This window comes from Aquabacterium sp. (genome assembly GCF_004297345.1).
GTDB lineage: Bacteria > Pseudomonadota > Gammaproteobacteria > Burkholderiales > Burkholderiaceae_C > Aquabacterium.
In genome coordinates this window covers 1-20,723 of sequence record NZ_SCTN01000326.1, presented here as the reverse complement: position 1 = coordinate 20,723, position 20,723 = coordinate 1, and the positions used below count along the sequence as shown (strand labels likewise).

Annotated in this window: 18 protein-coding genes and 1 rRNA gene; 6 read left to right on the top strand and 13 right to left on the bottom strand. The window is 62.0% G+C overall.

The genetic code is table 11. The features are described 5' to 3' along the window. Nucleotides 1–352, bottom strand: a 16S ribosomal RNA gene (locus tag EPO09_RS11680); the annotation flags it as partial. 498 nt (nucleotides 353–850) lie between these two features. Here EPO09_RS11680 and EPO09_RS11675 point away from each other — a divergent pair. Continuing rightward, the gene (locus EPO09_RS11675) at nucleotides 851–1,678 is read left to right on the top strand and encodes a 16S rRNA (uracil(1498)-N(3))-methyltransferase (RefSeq protein ID WP_290643260.1); all 828 of its coding nucleotides are present in this window, start codon (nucleotides 851–853) and stop codon (nucleotides 1,676–1,678) included. A gap of 194 nt (nucleotides 1,679–1,872) precedes the next feature. Here EPO09_RS11675 and EPO09_RS11670 read toward each other — a convergent pair whose 3' ends face one another. The 9 genes from EPO09_RS11670 to EPO09_RS11630 all read right to left on the bottom strand — a co-directional run bounded on the left by EPO09_RS11670 (nucleotide 1,873) and on the right by EPO09_RS11630 (nucleotide 11,486). Further along, nucleotides 1,873–3,498, bottom strand: coding sequence for a class I SAM-dependent RNA methyltransferase (locus EPO09_RS11670; RefSeq protein WP_367200065.1), 1,626 nt, complete (start codon nucleotides 3,496–3,498; stop codon nucleotides 1,873–1,875). Between the two features lie 20 nt (nucleotides 3,499–3,518). Beyond that, on the bottom strand, nucleotides 3,519–4,268 hold the full coding sequence (locus EPO09_RS11665) for a DUF599 domain-containing protein (protein ID WP_367200064.1): 750 nt from the start codon (nucleotides 4,266–4,268) through the stop codon (nucleotides 3,519–3,521). A gap of 39 nt (nucleotides 4,269–4,307) precedes the next feature. Beyond that, on the bottom strand, nucleotides 4,308–5,849 hold the full coding sequence (locus EPO09_RS11660; protein ID WP_290643258.1) for an RNA polymerase factor sigma-54: 1,542 nt from the start codon (nucleotides 5,847–5,849) through the stop codon (nucleotides 4,308–4,310). Nucleotides 5,850–5,872: 23 nt separating this feature from the next. Then, on the bottom strand, nucleotides 5,873–6,646 hold the full coding sequence (gene lptB, locus EPO09_RS11655) for an LPS export ABC transporter ATP-binding protein (RefSeq protein WP_290643256.1): 774 nt from the start codon (nucleotides 6,644–6,646) through the stop codon (nucleotides 5,873–5,875). Nucleotides 6,647–6,648: 2 nt separating this feature from the next. After that, on the bottom strand, nucleotides 6,649–7,290 hold the full coding sequence (lptA, locus tag EPO09_RS11650; RefSeq protein ID WP_290643254.1) for a lipopolysaccharide transport periplasmic protein LptA: 642 nt from the start codon (nucleotides 7,288–7,290) through the stop codon (nucleotides 6,649–6,651). A 127-nt stretch (nucleotides 7,291–7,417) separates the two neighbouring features. Beyond that, nucleotides 7,418–8,086 (bottom strand): thiol:disulfide interchange protein DsbA/DsbL, encoded by a 669-nt coding sequence (locus EPO09_RS11645; RefSeq protein WP_290643252.1) that lies wholly within the window; start codon nucleotides 8,084–8,086, stop codon nucleotides 7,418–7,420. A 30-nt stretch (nucleotides 8,087–8,116) separates the two neighbouring features. Further along, nucleotides 8,117–8,815, bottom strand: a complete 699-nt coding sequence (locus tag EPO09_RS11640) for an SPOR domain-containing protein (protein ID WP_290643250.1) — start codon at nucleotides 8,813–8,815, stop codon at nucleotides 8,117–8,119. 31 nt (nucleotides 8,816–8,846) lie between these two features. Next, nucleotides 8,847–10,538 carry an arginine--tRNA ligase gene (gene argS / locus EPO09_RS11635; RefSeq protein ID WP_290643248.1) on the bottom strand — a complete coding sequence of 564 codons (1,692 nt, stop codon included), beginning with the start codon at nucleotides 10,536–10,538 and terminating at the stop codon, nucleotides 8,847–8,849. A 54-nt stretch (nucleotides 10,539–10,592) separates the two neighbouring features. Continuing rightward, nucleotides 10,593–11,486, bottom strand: a complete 894-nt coding sequence (locus EPO09_RS11630) for a metal-dependent hydrolase (RefSeq protein WP_290643246.1) — start codon at nucleotides 11,484–11,486, stop codon at nucleotides 10,593–10,595. Between the two features lie 283 nt (nucleotides 11,487–11,769). Here EPO09_RS11630 and EPO09_RS11625 point away from each other — a divergent pair, with 283 nt between their 5' ends. Together EPO09_RS11625 and EPO09_RS11620 are read left to right on the top strand one after the other, a co-directional pair. Beyond that, entirely contained in the window at nucleotides 11,770–13,107 is a 1,338-nt protein-coding gene (locus EPO09_RS11625; protein ID WP_290643244.1) for a serine/threonine-protein kinase, read from the top strand. A gap of 148 nt (nucleotides 13,108–13,255) precedes the next feature. Beyond that, the gene (locus EPO09_RS11620; protein ID WP_290643242.1) at nucleotides 13,256–13,546 is read left to right on the top strand and encodes a hypothetical protein; all 291 of its coding nucleotides are present in this window, start codon (nucleotides 13,256–13,258) and stop codon (nucleotides 13,544–13,546) included. Between the two features lie 115 nt (nucleotides 13,547–13,661). Here EPO09_RS11620 and EPO09_RS11615 read toward each other — a convergent pair whose 3' ends face one another. Both EPO09_RS11615 and EPO09_RS11610 read right to left on the bottom strand, forming a co-directional pair. Further along, entirely contained in the window at nucleotides 13,662–14,117 is a 456-nt protein-coding gene (locus EPO09_RS11615) for a DUF2214 family protein (RefSeq protein WP_290643240.1), read from the bottom strand. Between the two features lie 7 nt (nucleotides 14,118–14,124). Further along, a complete protein-coding gene (locus EPO09_RS11610; RefSeq protein ID WP_290643238.1) occupies nucleotides 14,125–15,048 on the bottom strand; it encodes a LysR family transcriptional regulator in 924 nt (307 codons plus the stop codon). A 319-nt stretch (nucleotides 15,049–15,367) separates the two neighbouring features. On the opposite strand from EPO09_RS11610, the gene EPO09_RS11605 reads away from it, so the two are divergent. From EPO09_RS11605 to EPO09_RS11595, 3 genes are all read left to right on the top strand, one after another. Further along, nucleotides 15,368–17,563, top strand: coding sequence for a malate synthase G (locus EPO09_RS11605; protein WP_290643236.1), 2,196 nt, complete (start codon nucleotides 15,368–15,370; stop codon nucleotides 17,561–17,563). 360 nt (nucleotides 17,564–17,923) lie between these two features. After that, entirely contained in the window at nucleotides 17,924–18,289 is a 366-nt protein-coding gene (locus EPO09_RS11600; protein WP_290643234.1) for a hypothetical protein, read from the top strand. A gap of 131 nt (nucleotides 18,290–18,420) precedes the next feature. Further along, complete coding sequence (locus tag EPO09_RS11595; protein WP_290643232.1) at nucleotides 18,421–20,160, top strand: DUF4105 domain-containing protein; 1,740 nt, start codon at nucleotides 18,421–18,423, stop codon at nucleotides 20,158–20,160. Nucleotides 20,161–20,171: 11 nt separating this feature from the next. Here the strand turns inward: EPO09_RS11595 and EPO09_RS11590 are convergent. Then, nucleotides 20,172–20,723: outer membrane beta-barrel protein (locus EPO09_RS11590; protein ID WP_290643230.1), on the bottom strand; the 552-nt coding region annotated here is incomplete at its 5' end.

Below are 20,723 nucleotides of genomic sequence, written 5' to 3'. Positions count from 1 at the left end.
ACTGCTGCCTCCCGTAGGAGTCTGGGCCGTGTCTCAGTCCCAGTGTGGCTGGTCGTCCTCTCAGACCAACTACAGATCGTTGCCTTGGTAGGCCTTTACCCCACCAACTAGCTAATCTGATATCGGCCGCTCCAGTAGCGCGAGGTCTTGCGATCCCCCGCTTTCACCCTCAGGTCTCATGCGGTATTAATCCGGCTTTCGCCGGGCTATCCCCCACTACTGGGCACGTTCCGATATATTACTCACCCGTTCGCCACTCGCCGCCAGGATTGCTCCCGCGCTGCCGTTCGACTTGCATGTGTAAGGCATGCCGCCAGCGTTCAATCTGAGCCAGGATCAAACTCTTCAGTTTAATCTCTGTTTAAAAACTCACTCACTAAACGGAATTGATCAGATCTTCACTACAAGTGAATTTCGTCTCTATCTATCCGTGAGCATTTGGCTTCTTTCATCCAAACACCCACGCTTATCGGCTGTTAATTTTTAAAGAACTTTCCGCTTATTTGCTTACCGACTTGTTTGTCGTCGTGAGCAGCGAAGAACGCAATTATGGCACTGATTTGACAGCGTGCGCAAGTGTTTTTGCAAAAAAGTTGAAGAAACTTGTTTTCCCCTAGCGAAGACGGCTCGGCAACGTCATCAAACTTGGTTTGCAACGAGCCTTCTGCCAGGCCGCTGCGCAATACGAAGGCCGTCTTGCAGCCATGCGGCTCGCGGCAGTAACGATGGACAATGAGCGTCGGAACGGCTTGATGCCTACGGTCACGGCATTTCGCTCGCATCGCACTCATCGGCGCTCAACCAAGCCGCGAACATTCAGATGGATCAGATAGAGAAAGGTCGCTCACTCGTGTTGCCTCGTTTTCATGTCGGAGATGAGATCTCCTTGCTGCCCGGCACCGTATGCGCATTGCCGGATGGCGCCGCCAGGCACGTACAGGTTTTGCGGATGCAACCCGGCGGCCTGATTCAACTATTTGATGGGCAAGGACGTGAACACCAGGCTCGCGTGACGGAAATGGGGCGCAAGCAAGTGATGGTGGAGGTGGAGGGACCCGTCGTGGTCAACCGGGAGTTGCCAGTCAAGGTGACTCTGGCCATGGGGATGCCCGCCAACGACCGCATGGACGCGCTGATCGAGAAGGCTGCGGAGCTTGGCGTGTACGCGATTCAGCCCTTGGTTTGCGAGCGCTCTGTCTTGCGGCTGGATGGCGAACGTGCGCTCAAGAAGGTGGCGCACTGGCACGCAGTGGCGATATCGGCGTGTGAGCAGTCGGGGCGCGCGGTGGTGCCGCAGGTTCGCCAGGTGCAAACGCTTCAGAATTGGCTGAAGGGGGATGCCGCTACGCTAGAGGCCTCAGCCGGGCACAAAGGCGTGTTGAGCCTGCGCGATGCGGTGAGTCTGCGAGCGTGGCTGGTCGGCAAGGGACCTGCAGCCCTTACAGCCGGCGACGCATTCAATGCGGCATCTGGTGATGCGAGCCAATCGACTGGCACATCACGGCCCGAAAGCCCGGGCTTTGTCTTCTTGAGCGGGCCGGAAGGCGGCTTGTCGGAGAACGAGGAGCAGGCGGCGCTGGGCGCGGGCTGGACCGCCATCACGCTGGGCGCCCGTGTTTTGCGGGCAGACACCGCGCCTCTGGCTGCTTTGAGCGTGATTGGGGCCGCTTTCGAGTGAAAGCACCCAGGCACGCGGGGCCCCATCAGAGGGCCAGTGACGGCTGCCGGCAGCTCTGGAGAAGGAGCGACTAGCGACAGGGCAAGACGCCGGAGGTGGGGCGTGGAGCATCAACCCATCACCCCGCACCAGCATGGTCGGCGGCAAAACACCTCCGAGCCTTGATGGGCCAAGGTAGGCGCCGGCTTTCTTGATCAGGAAGCGTCAGTTGGGCCTGGCTCGGCAGGCGTGTCAGTCGATGACGCGCCAGGGCGACGGTTGCCGCCAGCAACCAGATCAAAGCGGAACAGTCGGCATTCGATGGGGCCGTTGAACATCACGACGCGGCGGCTTTCCTTCAGGCGCATGGCGCTGGGCAACTTCATGTCGGGGCTGAGGATCCAGGCGTTCCAGCCGGTGTATTGCTTTTTCCAGTGCGAAGAGAGGCGCTGGAAGAAGGTTGCGGCTTCGTCGTCCTGGAATTGCTCGCGCCCCGCTCTGACGTTGCTGGCAGGCATGTCATCGCCTAACTCCGACTCGGAGCGCGCGCGGTAGGCATTGCGCACGGAGCCTTTGGTGTCGATCCGCTCGCCGTAGGGCGGGTTGAACATGAGCACACCACGCTCGCAGGGCACGGGGCGCTGCAGGGCATCGGCGGTCTTGAATTCGATGTATTGCTTGACGCCTGCGCGCTCGGCGTTGCGCGTGGCGAAGTCGGTCATGCGGAAGGAGACGTCGCCGGCGTAGATGGCCACTTGCGGCGGGCGCTGGCGCTCGCGGGCGGCTTGCTTCAAGGCTTGCCATTCGCCCAGATGAGACCGGAAAGGCAGCAGCTTCTCGAACGCGAAGCGGCGCTGCAAGCCTGGGGCGATGCCGCAGGCGATCTGAGCGGCTTCGATGGGGATGGTGCCGGCGCCGCAGCAGGGGTCCAGCAAGGCGCCGTCTTCGGGGCGGCCTTGCCAGCCGGCAGCGGCCAGCATCGCCGCTGCGAGCGTTTCTTTGAGCGGGGCTTCGCCGGTGTCTTCACGCCAGCCACGCTTGAACAGGGCCTCGCCAGAGGTGTCGACGTAAAGCGTGGCCTCCATGTCGTCCATGTAGAGGACCAGGCTGAGATCGGGGTAGCGCGTATCGACGTTGGGGCGCTCGCCGGTGCGCTCGCGCAGGTCATCGCAAACGGCGTCTTTGACGCGCAAGGCGGCGAAGTTCAGGCTTTGCAGGTGACTGCGGCGCGAGGTGACGTCCACACGCAGGGTGTGGTTGGGCGTGATCCAGTCCGACCAATTGACGCTGCGGCCGAGGTGGTAGATGTCGTCTTCATTGCGGTAGACACGCGAGGCCACGCGCCACAGGACGCGCTGGGCCAGACGGCTTTCCAAGTTGAGGCGCATGGCGAAATAGGCCATGGCTGCGTGACGCTCAGCGGGCTGGCGGAGTTGCGCTGGCGGCTGAATCTCTACGCCACCACGTGACTCGACGACCTGCCCTTTGCCGCCCAGGATGCGATCGACCTCTTGCGCGAGCAGAGATTCCACGCCGGAGGCGCAGGACATGTAGAGCGCCATCGGGCGATCAGCGGCCAGCACGGGCGCCGTGGAGCGCGGACGATCCTCTGGACGGACGGGCGAGCGGGAAGGCGCCGGCCGATCGGACCTGGGACCTGGCGCACGGTCGTACCCCCTGCCCTGCCCAGCCTGGGCCGAGCCAGGCCCAGAGCGCGACGCCCCACGCTGATCGCCGCGGTCGCCACCACGGTCACCACGAGGCGCATCGCCCTCGCGGGATCCCGAGGGACGGCCTGTGGCCGAGGACACAACGGGACGACGAGGAGGCTTGATGGGCATGATGGGCAATCTGGAAAGGGTCAGGACGCGTCGGGGCGCAGGATGGCCAGCACGTCGGAGCGGAATTCTCGCCGATACAGCACCCAGAGCACCGCGAGGGTGCCAATGGCAAAGACAGCGGGCGAGACAAACCAGCCGATAACGGCAAAAGACAGGTAGTAGGCACGCAGGCCGTCGGCAAAGCTTTCAGCGGCGGCGCCCATGAGTTTGCCGGCGCGCTCGGCAAAGGCCTCGCGATCGGCCTCGCCTCGGTCGAACACATCGACATTGGGTGCCGCCCCGACAAGGATGGCGCCAAAAGAGTAGACGCGCATGGACCAGGTGAAGCGGAAGAAGGCGTAAACAAAGACGCCCAGCAGCACGATGATCTTGATGTCGAAGACCAGCATGGACGTGCGCGCCGCAAAGGGCAGATCCTTGACGAGCTCGCTGGCGCGTTCGTTGGTGCCCAGCACAGCCAGCAAGCCACCCAGAACCAGGATGGTGGTGGAGGCCCAGAAGCTGGGGCTGCTGGCGAGGTTTTGCGTCACGGCAGCGTCAACGATGCGCTGATCGCGATGGGTGACCTGCACCATCCACAGGCGACGGTAGTGATTGGTGCTGGCCAGCAGCGTGCGCTCCACCTTGGCACGATGACTGGCGAACTGGGCGTAGCCTACCCAACCAAAGAAGAACAAGGCCAGCGCGGCCCAGTCCTGCCAGGGCAGCAGGCTGATCAGGTGAGAAAACGAAGTCGGCATGGTGGCGGTGAAAAAGGCAAGTCTGCGCACCCAGGCTGCGCCGTCAACACGGCATCTGATCAGCCTGGATCAGAGTGCCTTGCGCAGATTGGCGGGCGCGATCTTGAGGGCTTCACGGTACTTGGCCACGGTACGGCGCGCAACCTGGATGCCCTGCTCTTCCAGCATGCTGGAGAGTTGGCTGTCGGACAAGGGCTTCTTGGGGTCTTCGGCAGACACGAGTTGCTTGATGAGCGCACGCACGGCCGTGCTGGATGCATTGCCGCCCGCCTCGGTATTGAGCGAGGAGCCGAAGAAATACTTCAGCTCGAAGGTGCCAAAGGGCGTGTTCATGTACTTGGCCGTGGTCACGCGCGAGATGGTGGACTCGTGCAGACCCAGCTCATCGGCGATCTCTCGCAGCACCAGCGGCTTCATGGCGATCTCGCCATGGGTGAAGAAGTTCTTCTGGCGCTCGACGATGGCGTTGGAGACGCGCAGGATGGTGTCGAAGCGTTGCATGATGTTCTTGACGAACCAGCGCGCCTCCTGAAGACGCGCGCTCAGTGCCGTGTGCGCTTCCGTGGCGGCCGTGCCGCGCGGCGAACGCGACGAACGCAAGGCCTGCGCATACAGATCATTGATGCGCAGCTTGGGCATCACATCCGGATTGAGCACGACCTTCCAGCCCCGGCCCGACTTCTGCACGATGACATCAGGCACGATGATGTTGGCTTCGGCGCGGGTGAAGGCCCGGCCCGGCTTGGGCTCCAGCGTGACGATGAGGCCTTGCGCCTCCTTGATCAGCGCATCGTCCGCACCCGTGGCGGCAGCCAGCTTCTTGATGTCGCGGCGCGCCAGCAACTCCAGGTGATGCTGACAGATGAGGATGGCGATCTGGCGCACCTCGCTGACCGGCATCGTGCGCAATTGCAGCACGAGGCACTCGGACAGGTTGGCCGCGCCCACACCAACGGGCTCCAGGTTCTGCAACCAGCCCAGCGCGCATTTCAGGCGCGAGAGGATCTCATCGCGCATCTCTTCATCGGCGTCTTCGGGCGTCAGGCTTTCAGCAATTTCTTCGATGGCGTCGGCCAGGTAGCCGTCCTCGTTGAGCGACTCGATCAGAACGTCGACCGCCGCCATGTCCTGGTCGCTCAGGCGTGTGCCGCTGAGTTGCTGGCGCAGGTGCTCTTGCAAGGAGATGGAGACGGCGTTGCGCTCCAGCGGATCGAAATCATCGTCATCGCCACTGCTGGTGCGCGACGGCGTTTCGCTGATGCCATCGAAGTCATCGCGCTCGGTGCCGTTTTCCCAATCGTCGCGCTCGGTGGTGCCCAGATCGGCGGTATCGAGCGCTGGCGTTTCAGCTTCACCTGTGCCGCCTTCGCGATCTGCGCCGCTGTCTTCCGAGCTGACACGTTCATTGCGCTGGCGCTCGAACTCGGCAGATGCAGCGGTTTCCAGCGGCGAGAACTCCTCTTCCGGCTCCAGGAAGGGGTTTTGCTCCAGCATCTGCTCGACTTCCTGGTGCAGCTCCAGCGTGGACAGTTGCAGCAATCGGATGGACTGCTGCAACTGAGGCGTCAGCGCGAGATGTTGGGACAGCCGGAACTGCAAGGATGGCTTCATGGCTGCTGCCTGCTGGGTCGCGCTTACATGCGGAAGTGTTCGCCGAGGTAGACCTTGCGGACCTCGGCGTTGTTGATGATGTCCGCCGGGCGGCCTTCCGCCAGCACCCGGCCCTCGCTGATGATGTAGGCCCTGTCGCAAATGCCCAGGGTTTCGCGCACGTTGTGATCGGTGATCAGCACGCCAATACCACGCGCTTTCAGGAAACTGATGATGCGCTGGATCTCGATCACGGCGATCGGGTCCACACCAGCAAAAGGCTCGTCCAGCAGGATGAAGCGAGGCTGGGTTGCCAGCGCACGGGCGATCTCGACGCGACGGCGCTCGCCACCGGACAAGGCCAGTGACGGGCTGGTGCGCAGCTTCTCGATACTGAGGTCATGCAGCAGCGTGTTGAGACGCTCTTCGATGACGGGCTTGCTCAGGCGCTTGCCCTTGTCATCGATCTGCAGCTCCAGCACGGCGCGGATGTTGTCTTCCACATTGAGCTGGCGAAAGATGGATGCCTCTTGCGGCAGGTAGCTCAAACCCAGGCGCGAACGCTGGTGAATCGGCAACTTTTCAACCCGCTGGCCATCGATGTCGATCAGGCCGGCATCGGCACGCACCAGGCCCACGATCATGTAGAAGCTGGTGGTCTTGCCGGCGCCATTGGGGCCCAGCAGGCCAACCACCTCGCCCGCCTTGACGGCCACATGCACATCGTGGACGACGGTGCGGGCGCCGTAGCGCTTCTTCAGGCCTTCGGCACGAAGCTGGCTGGTTTCAATGGTGACCGATGGGGGGGTATCGCTCATGCTCAACGCCCGCCCTCAGGTTGCGACAAGGTGGCGGCGGGGGTCAGGCTGGCGCCCTTTTCCTTGGCGGCGGGCGCCGGTTCTGCAGCACCACGAGGCGTGATCACACCGCGCACGCGACCTTTGGTCGTTGACGTATTGCCAGAGTTGCCCACGACCTGAAAGACGGATGTCTTGTTGTCGTACACGATGGCCTGACCGGTGACTTCGTCGGTCAGCGTTACACCCTTGAGCCGGCGCATGACGGCACGGCCCGTGAAGTGAACCGTGTCATCCTTGCCCTCGTAAACTACTTTCTCGGCTTCGCCTTCGATGGCCTCATCCAGGCCTTCGCGCTTTTGCTTGAAATAAGCGCGCCCACCTGGGCCTCCGAGTGCCGTGGCCGTCTGGGAGCCGTCCGGGTTCTGGCGCACTTCGACACGGTCGGCATGCACCGTCATGGAGCCTTTGGTGATCTCCACATTACCGCTGAGGATGTTCAGACGTTGCACGTCATCGACCCGGGCGGAATCGGCCGCGAAATTGAGCGGCTGCGAGCGGTCTGTCTTCTCTGATCGAGCCGGCATGGCGCTCAGCGCCGCCAGAAGGCCAGCCAGCACAAGCAGACGAGAACGGTTAGGGTAAATCAGCAGCATCTTCGGCATGAATTTTGCATTCATTGTAGCCATGAAGCGCTGCGCCGCGGTGGTCAATTTGGCGAAATCGGCGCACCACGGTTGGATTTGCACACATCGAGATGAGGGGGGCATCCCCCCATACGAGCAAGGCGATTTACTTGCCTTTGCGAGCCTTGTCGATCAAGGCATTGACGGTGGCCAGCGTCTTCTCGTTGGAGCCGTTGAGGCCCACCGAGGTGAAATACTGGCCTGCGATACCCACGGTGGGCACGCCATCGAGCTTGTAAGCGTCAGCCAGGGCACGCGCCTGCTTACACTTGCTTTGCACGCCAAAGGAATCCAGCGTGCTCAGGAACTTGGCCTTGTCAACGCCGTTCTTGGCCATGAAGTCACCGATGGCTTCGGGCGAATCCAGGCGCTGACCTTCTTCATGCAGGGCATGGAAGACCTTGGCGTGCATGGCGGGCAACAAGCCCATGGCGTCCAGGGCATAGAACAAGCGCTGGTGAATGGCGCCGGGATTCTCACGCAGCACAACCGGGACACGGCGGAAAACCACGTCCACCGGCAATTTGGCGGACCAGGCAGCCAGTGCAGGCTCGAAGTGGTTGCAGTGAGGGCACCCGTACCAGAAGAATTCCAGGACCTCGATTTTGCCGGCGGGGGCGCTGGTCGGCACCGCTTGCGACAGCTTGAAGTAATGCGTGCCCTCAACCGGACCGCCTTGCGCCAGCGCCTGCGACGGAGACACGGCAGCCATGCCCAGCCCGAAGGCACCAACGGCGGCACTCAATGTCTGGAGCGAAAACTCACGGCGATTCATGGAACACGTCCTTTCGGTAAACCCAAGCTTTTATTTCTGAACCCGCACCAGCGCCGATTCGACGCCCGCTGCCTGCAGCTTGACACGAACCTCATCGGCTTGTTCACGCTGAGCAAATGGCCCGATCCGGACACGGTACATGGTGCGGCCGTTGACTTCGCGCTCCTGGATGCGGGGCTCCAAGCCCATCATGGCCAGTTTGGCGCGTTGTGTTTCGGCTTCGGCCTGGCTGCCATAGGCGCCAGCCTGCACTTGATAGCTCAACGAGTCAGAGGCCGGATTGGTGGACACGGGTTCACCCGACAGAATGGCAGCAGGATTGCGCGCCGCAGATGCCGCGGCGCTCGCCGCCTTGGCCGCAGCCTTCGCTTCCTTGATTTCCTTGGCGGAACTGGCCGCAGAAGCCACAGGCGCCACCGGCACAGCGGGTGCCACAGGGGTTTCGACCGCAGCAGGCGCCACGCCAGACGCTGCCTCAGACGCCGCAGGCGCTTCAACCTGCACCGGATGCGGCTTGGCCGGGTTCTTGCCGTACAGCGGGCTGTTGGGATCCCAGTTCTTGTTCTTTTCGGCCTCGGCGGCGTCCTGCTCGGCGGTCCGCTGAGGCACCTTGTCGATGAAGGGCAATGGCACCTTGGTGATGTAAAGCGCCACGCCAAGAGCGAGCGCCAGCCCGATCAACAGGCCGACGATCATGCCGAGGAAGAAACCTCCGCGTTGGGAATTCATGGATCAGATCCTCTCTGGCAGACCAGATTCTTTACATCTTCTCGGGTGCGCTCACACCCAGCAGCGACAGGCCGTTGCGCAGCACCTGGGCAGTAGCCGTCAGCAGCGCCACGCGGGCACGGCTGAGTTCGACATCCTCGACCAGGAAACGTTCCGCAGCGTAGTAGCTGTGGAAGGCACTGGCCAGATCGCGCAGGTAGAAAGCCACGTCGTGCGGCGCCAAGCCTTGTGCTGCGGACGTCAGCATGCCAGGGAATTCGGCGAGTTTCGTCATCAGCGCCAGTTCCGTGTCAGCGGACAACAGGCCGAGATTGGCTCGATCCAGCGCAGCCAGATCGCCACCGAGCTTCTCGACGTACTGGGCACGCACCGAGTGGATGCGGGCATGGGCGTACTGGACGTAGAACACGGGGTTCTCGTCGTTCTGCTTGAGGGCCAGGTCGACATCAAACGTGAATTCGGTGTCGGCCTTGCGGCTGATCAGGAAGAAGCGCACGGCGTCCTTGCTGGTCCACTCGATCAGGTCGCGCAATGTGACGTAAGAGCCGGCGCGCTTGGAGATCTTGACCTCCTCGCCGTCCTTCATCACGGTGACCATCTTGTGCAGCACGTAGTCAGGCCAGCCCTGGGGGATGCCCACGCCAGCGGCTTGCAGGCCGGCGCGCACGCGGGCAATGGTGCCGTGGTGGTCGGAGCCCTGGATGTTGACGCACTGCTGGAAGCCGCGCTCCCACTTGGCGATGTGATAAGCCACATCGGGTACGAAGTAGGTGTAGCCGCCGTCGGACTTGCGCATCACGCGGTCCTTGTCGTCACCATAGTCGGTGGAGCGCAGCCACAGGGCGCCGCCTTCTTCGAAGGTCTTGCCGGCGTCTTTCAGCTTTTGAACGGCTGCCTCAACCCGGCCCGAGGTGTACAGGCTGGACTCGAGGTAGTAGTTGTCGAAGCGAACTTCGAAGGCCTTCAGATCCAGATCCTGCTCGTGGCGCAGGTAGGCCACGGCGAACTGGCGGATGCCGTCGATGTCTTCCGGGTCGCCCGAGGCGGTGAACTCGCGGTCGTCGGCCTTGACGGTCTTTTTGGCCAGGAAATCGTTGGCGATGTCCTGGATGTAGTCGCCGTTGTAGGCGGATTCGGGCCAGTGCTCGTCACCGGGCTTCAGGCCCTTGATGCGCGCATGCGTGGACCAGGCCAGGGTGCTGATCTGCACGCCGGCATCGTTGTAATAGAACTCGCGGGTGACCTGCTGGCCTTGCGTTTCGAACAGGTTGCACAAGGCATCACCCAGGGCGCCCTGGCGGCCATGACCCACGTGCAGCGGGCCGGTGGGGTTGGCAGAGACGAACTCGACGAGCACCTTTTTCTCGGTAGCGGATTGCCAGCCGAACTTCTCGGCATCGGCCAGCACGTCGGTCACGATGGACTGCTTGGCTTCGGGCTTGAGGCGCAGGTTGATGAAGCCCGGCCCGGCGATCTCGATGGCCGACACCCATTGCTGCACGGCAGCTTGCGCATTGAGCGCGTCGACCAGGGCGGTCGCCAGTTCACGAGGGTTCTTTTTGAGGGGCTTGGCCAATTGCATGGCTGCCGTCACGGCGAGGTCGCCGTGGGCAGCCTGCTTGGGGGCTTCAAAAACAGGGTTGAAGGAGGCTGCGGCGTCAGGCACAACCTGGCGCAGGGCTTCACCCAGTGCAGAAAGAAGGGCACGCTTGGCTTGGATCATGCCCAGGATTCTACGGGGCCTGAGACGCGAATCCTGGCGCGAACGTGGTGGACCTCAGGCCATGCGCAGGGTCTGGCCGGCGGCGATGGGGTCGCCACTGCGCTCCAACTCGGCCAGCCACAGCTTGTAGGTACCCAATTCACCCGCCTGCCAGGGGTGGAAGCCGGGTTTCAGATACGCCAGGTAATGCCCCAGGAAGGACGGCTTGGTGAACAGGCCACCGATGCCATAGAGCCACCACAGGCCCTTGGTCCAGGCCTTGGCACGCTGCCAGCGCGACATGCCATCAACCTTGAACATGTGGTCCATGACCAGGAAAGTGGCCAACGGGAAGAAGATGCTGATTTCGATGAAAGCCAGGATGCGCATGCCGTAGCCCACCTTGGCGACCTTCTGCATCACATCGAAGGCCACGGCCTTGTGCTCCATCTCTTCCATGGCGTGCCAGGCGTACATGCCAGCCAGACGAGGGTCGGCCTGCTCGATCATCTCAGGGGTGTCGAACAGCAGGTGGACCATGATGGCCGTCATGTGTTCGGCCGCCGCCGTGAAAGCCAGGGTGTGCTTGCGCGAGGCGTATTTGCGGAAGAAGTCGAACAGCCAGTATTTGTAGATGCGCTCCAGCGCACCCACGGCCACGCCCTGCTCCTTGAGCCGGCCATTGAACAGGTCGTGCACCATGCCGTGCTGGCCTTCCTGGCGGATGAAGTCCTTGATTTCCTGCTGCAAGGCCGGGTCAGTCACGCGATCGCGGTAGTCACGCACGCAGGAGATGAAGAAGCGCTCGCCCACAGGGAAGGTCGTGGACATGGCATCGGCAAAGCGCGTCTTGAAGGCGCTGTTGTCCCACCAGTAGCGGGGGATGTCCTGGTCGTTCAGGTGGAAGTCGAGCTTCTCGCGCGGAATGATCTTCGGATTGGCTGCTTGGTTCTGATGTGGTGTGCTCATGGCTTGTCTCTTCAGAAAAGTGGCGGGCAGGCGCATGCACTGCAAGAGCGCAAGATCCCACGCAGGCACCCGTCGCTGATAGGTTATTGGCCGACAGCAGGGCATCCTGAGCGACAGGGCGCTGTGCCATCTGGCGACAAAAATGCGAAGAAATGCACACTTCGCGGGGGTCTTTTCAGCGGGCGGCATTGGGCGCACAGTGCCAACATGGCGTCATGGCTGCCAAAAGGGCCTTTGCCGTGCATGAATGGCAAGGGAACGCGGCGCGACACACTGGGCCACCATGGGTGACATCGACATTGACCTCGATACCGGACTGATCGGCAAGTACCGGATCCTCAAGCGACTGGGCGAAGGCGCCACCAGCGAGGTGTTCCTGTGCCGGGACGATTTCAACGAGCGCGATGTGGCGATCAAACGCGTGCGCTCGGCGGCCCTGGGTGATGCGGTGGATGGCCCCGTCTATGCGCGCTTCTTTGCTGCCGAGGCTGCCCTGGTCGGCCGCCTGCAGCACCCCAATGTCATCCAGATCTTTGACGCGGTGCCGGATCCGACCTCGCCGTATGTGGTGATGGAGTATGTGCCCGGCACCACGCTGCGCAGCTATTGCCGTCCGGATCAACTGCTGCCGCTGGAACTGATCGTTGAAGTGGGCTTCAAGTGTGCGATGGCGCTGGGCTATGTGTACCGCCAGGGCCTGATCCACCGTGATGTGAAACCAGCCAACATCCTGGCGATCACGAATGCGCAAGGCGTGGTCACCGACGTGAAGATCACCGATTTCGGCAGCGTGCTCAACATGACCGCCGATTGCACGCAGGTGCACCAAGTGGGCTCGCTGGCCTATATGTCGCCCGAGCAGATTGACGGCCAGGTGCTGGATTGCCGCGCCGACATCTACGGCCTGGGCGCCGTGCTGTATCACCTGGTGGCGGGCAAGCCGCCGTTCGATGCGCCCTCGCAAGCGGTGCTGATGAACATGATCTACAACCAGGATGCGCCGCCACTGGCCGGCATGCGTTCGGGTGTGGATGCGGCCGTGGACTGCGTGATCCTCAAGGCACTGGCCAAGGACCCGAAGGACCGCTACGCCAACTGGGACGAGTTTGCGCAGGCGCTGTCAGGCCTGATCACCGAGCACAAGGTGCCGCGCGGGCACCTGCAAGGCGTGCTGGATTCAGAGCGCTTCAACCTGCTGCGCTCGCTGGATTTCTTCTCGACCTTCGGCGACGTGGAGCTGTGGGAGGTGGTGCACCGCGCCAAGTGGCAGCGCTTCTCGTTCGGCCATGCGCTGTACCGCCGTGGCGAAGAGGGGCGCACCTTCCACATCATTGCGCAAGGCAGCGTGGAGGTGTACCGCAATGCCAAGCGTGTGGCTTTGCTGGGCGCGGGCACGTCCGTGGGCGAGATGGCCTATCTGGCCCCCAGCCCTGAATTACGCCGGCACAGCACCGATGTGGTCGTGACCGAGCCGACCACCACGATCTCGTTCACGCCGGAGGTCATGCAGCAGTTGAGCCCCGCTGCCAGGCACTTGTTTGACGAAGCCTTCATCCGTGTGCTGGTACGGCGTCTGCATGCGGCGCACGAAGCCCTGGCGCACCCACGGCGGATCATGTGACCGCCCTCGCCGCGTGTAGTGGATTGCATTTGTCCGCAAATGCAGCATGCCCGGCGTCATCCTGAATTTGAACTCGCGCGTTGAAGGTGGAGACGCGGCTGCATCCTGCTTAGCCCCGCCTCCCAAACCAACCTCCTGGAGTTCTGACATGCGCGCTCTGATTGCTTCCGTTTCCCTGGCTCTGCTGTCCACCCTGGCTCACGCCGACACCGCCTGCGAGGCCAAGGCTGTTGGCAAGAACGGCAAGCCGCTGGCTGGTGCAGCCAAGACTGCCTTCGTCAAGAAGTGCGAAAAGGATGCCGGCGGCGATGCGGGCGCAGCCTGTGCCGCCAAGGCCGTGGGCAAGAATGGCAAGCCACTGGCTGGCGCTGCCAAGACCGCCTTCGTCAAGAAGTGCGAAAAAGATGGCGGCGCTGCAGCACCGGCCGCATCGAAGTAATCGATTCCCGCCCGCACCTGAGCGGATCAGCCCGGCACCGGGCTACCGCTTGCATGATCGGCGGGATCGCTCTACAGGCCCTTCGGGGCCTGTTTTCATGGCCTGATCGAATCGCTCACCGCGTCCAGACGCCTCGCACCAGCAGCGTGGCCGCCAGAGGAATCAGGACCAGCAAGTGCGCCTCCAGCATGATGAGCTTGCGCACGCTTTTAACCTCATCTTCCGAAGGCAGTTGCCCCGTGGCGTCCAGCGCCTTGCGCCAGCGCAGGAAGCTGAACGTGGGCTTGAGCGAGATCAGCCCGATCACCACGAACAGCGTCAGCTTGAGGTGCAACAGCGGCTGATGCCAGTACCAGCCTGTGCCCTTCATGCCCCACCAGGTGCGGGCGATGCCGGTGATCAGCACGGCCAGCGCCGCGCACAGGTAGATCACGTCCAGGCGCACCAAGCGGCGCACCACGGCAGCGTTGAGCCACTCGGTGCGGCACAGCGCGGCCTCGCTGGTCAGGAACACCACCACACTGAGGATGGCGACGAAGTGGGCGTAAGCCAGGAGCGATTCGGTCAGCATGCGCCCATCATGCCGGAGCCGAGGTGCTGCCCTGCCAATAGGCCGGATCGCCGTAGGCCTCTTTGATGAAATCGATCCACAGGCGCAAGCGCAGCGGCAGGTGCTTGCGTTGGGCAAAAACCGCGTAGATGCCGTTGGGTGGCGCGGCGTATTCGTCCAGCACGCTGACCAACCGCCCTGCTCGCACATCGGCCTCGACCTCCCACCAGGAGCGCCAGGCCAGGCCCAGGCCTTCCAGGCACCAGGCGTGCAGCACCTGACCATCAGAGCAATCCAGGCGCGTGGGCGGGCGCACATGACTTAGTTGGTGGTCGATCATGAAAGCCCAGCCCCGCGTCTGGCTGGCTTCGGAGCTGAGCGTGAGGCAATCGTGGCGGGTGATGTCTTCGGGGCGAGTGGGCCGACCACGTCGTTGCAGATAGGCCGGGCTGGCCACGCACAGGCGGCGGTTGTCGGCCAGGCGCACGCTGACCAGGCTGGAATCCGGCAGATCGCCCACACGCACGGCGCAATCGAATCCTTCGTTAACCAGGTCCACCAGGCGGTCGGACAGGTTCAGCGACAGCGACACCTCCGGGTGCAGGCCCACAAAGCGCGGCACCAGGGGCGCCACGTGCCGCCGCCCGAAGCCGGCTGGCGCCGTGATGCGCAGATGGCCGCTGGCCTGCAGCCCGCCCGCGCTGACGCTGGCTTCGGCATTGGCCAGGTCCACCAGCAGGCGTTGCGCGTCTTCCAGAAAGGCACTGCCCTCGTGCGTGAGGCTGATGCGCCGCGTGGTGCGCACCAGCAGCTTGACGCCCAGGCGCTCTTCCAGCGCATCAATGCGGCGGCCGATGACGGCAGGCGCCACGCCCTCGGCGGTGGCGGCTGCGGTCAGGCTGCCCTTCGTGGACACGGCCACGAAAGATTCGATCTGCTTGAGTCGATCCATGGTTCCCTACCCGTTGCCTGTAAGCGACCCAGGCTGGCCACGACTGAACGGTGCATGTTGATCAGGAGATGCGTGCAAGACAATCCGGGGGCAACCCTGCTTGTCCGTTCTGCGCACTGCCAAAGGTCGATTCGTGCATAAAAGTCACGAATCAATGTATTTTCAGGTTGTTAATGTTCAGCCAAGTATCGAATAAACTGCCGGCACTTCAAACAGGCGACAAGCGGCTCAAAAACGGCCCCACTGTGTGCAGGCATGCACTGGCGCCCCGGCCCTGTTTCCTATCTACTGTTCATCCCTTTTCCTGACGAGGTTTCCCATGACCGCACGCACCACCGTCCACGGCTTGCAAGTCGCGACCGAACTGTTCCGTTTCATCGAAGACAAAGTGCTGCCGGGCACGGGCGTCGACAGCGCCAAGTTCTGGGCCGGTTTCGACGCGATCGTCAGCGACCTGGCTCCCAAGAACGCCGCCCTGCTGGCCGAGCGTGACCGCATCCAGGCCGACATGGACGCCTGGCACACCGCCAACCCCGGCCCGATCAAGGACATGGCTGCCTACCGCGCCCACCTGGAAAAGATTGGCTACGTGGTGCCCGTGCCTGCCGACACCAAGGTGACCACTTCGAACGTGGACGCCGAGTTGGCCACGCAAGCCGGCCCTCAGCTGGTGGTGCCCATCCTGAACGCCCGTTACGCGCTGAACGCCGCCAACGCACGTTGGGGCAGCCTGTACGACGCCCTGTATGGCACCGATGCCATCCCTGAAACCGACGGCGCTGAAAAGGGCAAGGGCTACAACCCCGTGCGCGGCGCCAAGGTGATCGCTTTCGCACGCAACTTCCTGGACCAATCGGCTCCGCTGGAAGGCGCTTCGCACAAGGAGTCCACCGGCTACCGCGTTGAAGGCGGCAAGCTGGTCGTGAGCCTGGCTGGCGGCAAGACCACAGGCCTGCAGAACCCCGCTCAGTTCGTGGGCTTCCAGGGCGACGCAGCAGCACCGAAGAGCGTGCTGCTGGTCAACAACGGCCTGCACATCGACATCCAGATCGACGCCACCACGGCCATCGGCAAGACCGACGCTGCAGGCGTGTCCGACCTGATCCTGGAATCGGCCCTGTCCACCATCCTGGACCTGGAAGACTCCGTGGCCGCTGTGGACGCCGAAGACAAGGTGCTGGGCTACGGCAACTGGCTGGGCATCCAGCTGGGCACGCTGACAGAAGAAGTCGCCAAGGGCGGCAAGACCTTCACCCGCAAGCTCAATGCTGACCGCGTGTACACCGGCGCCAATGGCGGCGAAGTCAAGCTGCACGGCCGTTCGCTGATGTTCGTGCGTAACGTGGGCCACCTGATGACGAACCCCGCCATCCTGTGGGGCGCTGAAGGCAAGGAAATCCCAGAAGGCATCATGGACGCCGTGGTGACCACCACCATCGCCATGCACGACCTGCAAGGCCACGGCAAGATCGACGGCGCCAGCATCAACAACTCGCGCAAGGGCTCGGTCTACATCGTCAAGCCCAAGATGCACGGCCCTGCCGAAGTGGCTTTCGCTGCCGAGCTGTTCACCCGCGTGGAACAACTGCTGGGCCTGCCTGACAGCACCGTCAAGCTGGGCATCATGGACGAAGAGCGCCGCACCTCGGCCAACCTGAAGGCCTGTATCGCAGCCGCGCAAAGCCGCGTCGCCTTCATCAACACCGGCTTCCTGGACCGCACTGGCGACGAAATGCACACCGCCATGCTGGCCGGCCCGATGATGCGCAAGGGCGACATCAAGGGCAGCGACTGGATCGCCGCTTACGAGCGCCGCAATGTGCTGATCGGTCTGCAATGTGGCCTGCGTGGCCGCGCCCAGATCGGCAAGGGCATGTGGGCCATGCCTGACCTGATGGCCGAGATGCTCAAGCAGAAGATCGGTCACCCCAAGGCTGGCGCCAACACCGCCTGGACACCTTCGCCTACCGCCGCCACGCTGCACGCCATCCACTATCACCAAGTGAGCGTGGCCGCTGTGCAAGTGGAGATCGAGAAGTCGGGTGAAGACGCACAAAGCCTGATGGACAAGCTGCTGACCATCCCCGTGGCCGCTGACACCAACTGGTCTGACGCCGACAAGCAGCAAGAGCTGGACAACAACATCCAGGGCATCCTGGGTTATGTGGTGCGCTGGATCGACCAGGGCGTCGGTTGCTCCAAGGTGCCTGACATCCACAACATCGGCCTGATGGAAGACCGCGCCACGCTGCGCATCTCCAGCCAGCACGTGGCCAACTGGCTGCACCATGGCGTGGTGACCGAAGCCCAGGTTCGCGAAACCTTCAGCCGCATGGCTGTCGTGGTGGACGGCCAGAACGCTGGCGACGCGGCCTACAAGTCGCTGGCGGCCAACCCCACTGGTGCTGCCTTCCAGGCTGCGCTGGATCTGGTGTTCAAGGGCAAGGAACAGCCTTCTGGTTACACCGAGCCTCTGCTGCATGCATGGCGTTTGAAGGTGAAGGCACAGGGCTGATCAGGCCTTCCCTCCACGTGAAAAGAGCACCCTCGCGGTGCTCTTTTTTTATTGATGTTGCTTAAAGATTTCTGAAATCAGTCAGACTGCTACAACAGTAACCAAGGGTGTCGCGTCTTTCCTTATTGCCGCGAACTTGTGCGCGCATAAAATCCCTCCCGACGATCAAAATCCGTGGAGTAGGGAGGCGGATAACAAGAACAGCCATTCAGGCTGCACGATTTATTGCAATTGAATTGCAATATTTTGCGCGCTGGCAATTGCCCGGCGCACCCAATACCCATCCGAGATAAGGCGCATGGCCGGCCATGCGCCTGGATATGAACGTTGTTCATTCAACTGACTAGTTAGGAGTTTTTCATGAATAAGCTGGCTATCGCCGCTGTGATGGGTACCGCACTGCTGATGACGGGTTGCGCGTCGATCCTGAACGACAAGAACCAACAGATCAACGTGACCTCGACCAACGGCAAGTCCTTCCAAGGTACCGTGGACGGCGTGCCCTTCACTGGCCCTGGCGTGGTGAGCGTTGCTCGTCAAAAGAGCCCCAAGGTGTTCAAGGTTGAGACCCAAGGTTGCGCACCTCAAACTTCCGTTGATCCCAGCATCGACCTCAAGTTCTGGGGCAACATCATTTTTGGCGGCCTGCTGGGCTCCACGACCGATGCCTCCACAGAAAAAATGTGGAAGTACTCTGACAACGTGACTGTGACCTGCGCGCAGTAATGTCGATCAGACATTGTCTGAACGGAATCAAAAGCGGCTTTCGGGCCGCTTTTTTGTCCGTGCTTGCCTTCGCACTTCATACCGGCACTCTTGCGGCAACCTCTGAGCGGCAAGTTGAGCAGATACAGCAGTTGGCGCTAGGCAAACAACTCGACGCATCGCCGCGTTGGGCGGCCTTGTTGCACCTCAATGGCCTTGAACCGCAGATCAAGGACGAGCATTTCATCCTGACCTTGGGTGATTTTTCCCCGCGCAAGGAGTTGATTGCCACGATCGCGTTGCTGTACGGATCGCAAGCTCGGGAAGCTGCTTGCCGATTCCCTGCTCGCCTGGCTTGGCTTCAAACCGAACTGCAACTGCCCGTCACGCCCACAGACCAATGCGTGGAGCTCACGGACTTTCTGGCTCGCGCACCAGCACAGACCATTTCACTCGTTTTTGCGTCAGAGAATCTCAGCCAGCCCTCCAGCATGATGGGTCACCTGTTTCTCAAAGTCAGCGGACGCAACGCCGAGGGGCAGACACTCGAACACGCCATTTCCTTTTTCACGGACGCTGATTCATTCAACATCCCCAAACTGTTCTACGACAGCATGGTCGTGGGCAAGCCAGGCTACTTTCTGCTGTCGCCATACAAGGACGAGCAGGATCAATATCTGGTCAAGGAGCAACGCTCTTTGTGGGAATACGATCTGGCGCTCCAGCCATATGAGTTCAAGCTGCTTCAGCTTCACATGATCGAGCTCAAGCACGCCCGGATCACCTACTTCTTTCAGGATTTCAATTGCGCCACGCTGGTTGAACAGATTCTGGCAATCGCCGCCCCACACATGCAGGACAAACCCAGCCATTGGGTCACACCCAAGTCCGTGATTCAGCGCGCGCAGTCAGCCCAACTGATTGCCAACGTCACAGTCAGAACGCCTGCCAAGTGGCTGGTCAAAAACGTCCAAGGGGAACTGCCAGACAAAGTGGTTCAACAAACACAGGCGCTGGTCGATGCTGACAAGACATCCGATCTGGCGACATGGAGCGTGCAGCTTGAAGAGCAGCAAGGCTTTCTGGTCACCAATCTGGCTCGCGCATACAACCACTATCGCTTCGAGCAAAAGGACGTGACGTTCGAGCGCTGGCAGAAGATGGACCAGGCCCTGCGCCCACTCGAGCAGCGATTCGCTGGTCTCGCGCTCGAAACCAACACGAGCCGTGACCCTTCGCTGGCGCCAAGGGAACGGCAACTCAGCCTGGGGTGGCGCCATCACCATGGCCGTGACTTGTTGAAACTGGACTACCTGCCCATGTCTCACAAGCTGGAAGACAACAATACCGAGTACAACAGCGAAAACGAGTTGCGCCTGTTTGACTCAGCCTTGCTGATCGATCCCCGCAATGGAAAGGTATCGATCGACCACCTGACGGTCTACGGCACGCAATCGCTGCTGCCTCGCGACCCGATGACCGGCGGACTCTCAGGGGGCGTCACCATCGGCTTCGATCGCCAGATGAAGGATGCAACGCGGGATGGCATGGCCTTTCTGATGGAAGGCAACATCGGCGCAACCTGGCGCCCAAGCCGAGACATCGACGCCTTCGCGCTGATGGGAGGAGGCTGGGGCTATCACCAGCACGGCTACCTCTACGCCAAACCCACCTTGGGCATGCTGGTACGCGAGGTGTTTGACATGAAGTCGATCATCACGATCAGTCAGATTTCTCGCCCATTGGGGCAATCCGGCGCGACCACGGAAATGCGGCTCACTCAATCCAAGTATCTGGACAAGCAAAACACGGTGATGCTGGACGTGGTACGCACCAGACGCTCAGGCCAGACGGTCAACCGCCTTGACCTGAGCTTCAAGCGTCTGTTCTGATCTGGCAGGAATCAGAAGCCGTACTGCGCGCCCACGCTGATGAGGTGCGCAGAACCGGTATCGGCACCCGTGTCATACGTGGTGAAGTCAGCTGCACCCACGATCTTGAACTGCTTGTTCACGGCGTACTCCAGGCCCAGGCCGCCAATCAACTTCAGGTTGGATGAGGAGTTGGAGCCCAGGGGGGTGCTGGTCTTGCCATCCACATAAGCCAGGCCGAGGCGGCCCACGCCACTGAAAGCCGGCGTGAAGTGCAGACGCATGGCCGCACCGAAAGTCAGGGCAGACACGTCAATGGTGCGTGTCGTGACGGGGCCGATCGAGGTATGCGCGGTGCCGAAATCGATGTAGCCCACTTCCAGCGCCAGACCGGGCACCGATGCGTGATGCGAGACGTCAAAACCGCCGTAGATCTTGAAGCCGGTATCGCTGGTTTCGCAGGCGGTGGACAAACCGCAATCGATGTCGATGTGGCTGGAACCGATGGTGGCGCCAACGTAGTTTTCAGCCAGGGCCGAGGCCGACAGCGCCAGGGCCAGTGCGCCAACGAGGATGTGCTTCAT

Bases quoted from the DNA above. Each gene is read 5' to 3' on its own strand.
- EPO09_RS11670 (WP_367200065.1), bottom strand. From the start codon at position 3,498: ATGCCCATCAAGCCTCCTCGTCGTCCCGTTGTGTCCTCGGCCACAGGC.
- EPO09_RS11660 (WP_290643258.1), bottom strand. From the start codon at position 5,849: ATGAAGCCATCCTTGCAGTTCCGGCTGTCCCAACATCTCGCGCTGACG.
- lptB (WP_290643256.1), bottom strand. From the start codon at position 6,646: ATGAGCGATACCCCCCCATCGGTCACCATTGAAACCAGCCAGCTTCGT.
- lptA (WP_290643254.1), bottom strand. From the start codon at position 7,290: ATGCCGAAGATGCTGCTGATTTACCCTAACCGTTCTCGTCTGCTTGTG.
- EPO09_RS11645 (WP_290643252.1), bottom strand. From the start codon at position 8,086: ATGAATCGCCGTGAGTTTTCGCTCCAGACATTGAGTGCCGCCGTTGGT.
- EPO09_RS11640 (WP_290643250.1), bottom strand. From the start codon at position 8,815: ATGAATTCCCAACGCGGAGGTTTCTTCCTCGGCATGATCGTCGGCCTG.
- argS (WP_290643248.1), bottom strand. From the start codon at position 10,538: ATGATCCAAGCCAAGCGTGCCCTTCTTTCTGCACTGGGTGAAGCCCTG.
- EPO09_RS11630 (WP_290643246.1), bottom strand. From the start codon at position 11,486: ATGAGCACACCACATCAGAACCAAGCAGCCAATCCGAAGATCATTCCG.
- EPO09_RS11625 (WP_290643244.1), top strand. From the start codon at position 11,770: ATGGGTGACATCGACATTGACCTCGATACCGGACTGATCGGCAAGTAC.
- EPO09_RS11620 (WP_290643242.1), top strand. From the start codon at position 13,256: ATGCGCGCTCTGATTGCTTCCGTTTCCCTGGCTCTGCTGTCCACCCTG.
- EPO09_RS11615 (WP_290643240.1), bottom strand. From the start codon at position 14,117: ATGCTGACCGAATCGCTCCTGGCTTACGCCCACTTCGTCGCCATCCTC.
- EPO09_RS11610 (WP_290643238.1), bottom strand. From the start codon at position 15,048: ATGGATCGACTCAAGCAGATCGAATCTTTCGTGGCCGTGTCCACGAAG.
- EPO09_RS11605 (WP_290643236.1), top strand. From the start codon at position 15,368: ATGACCGCACGCACCACCGTCCACGGCTTGCAAGTCGCGACCGAACTG.
- EPO09_RS11600 (WP_290643234.1), top strand. From the start codon at position 17,924: ATGAATAAGCTGGCTATCGCCGCTGTGATGGGTACCGCACTGCTGATG.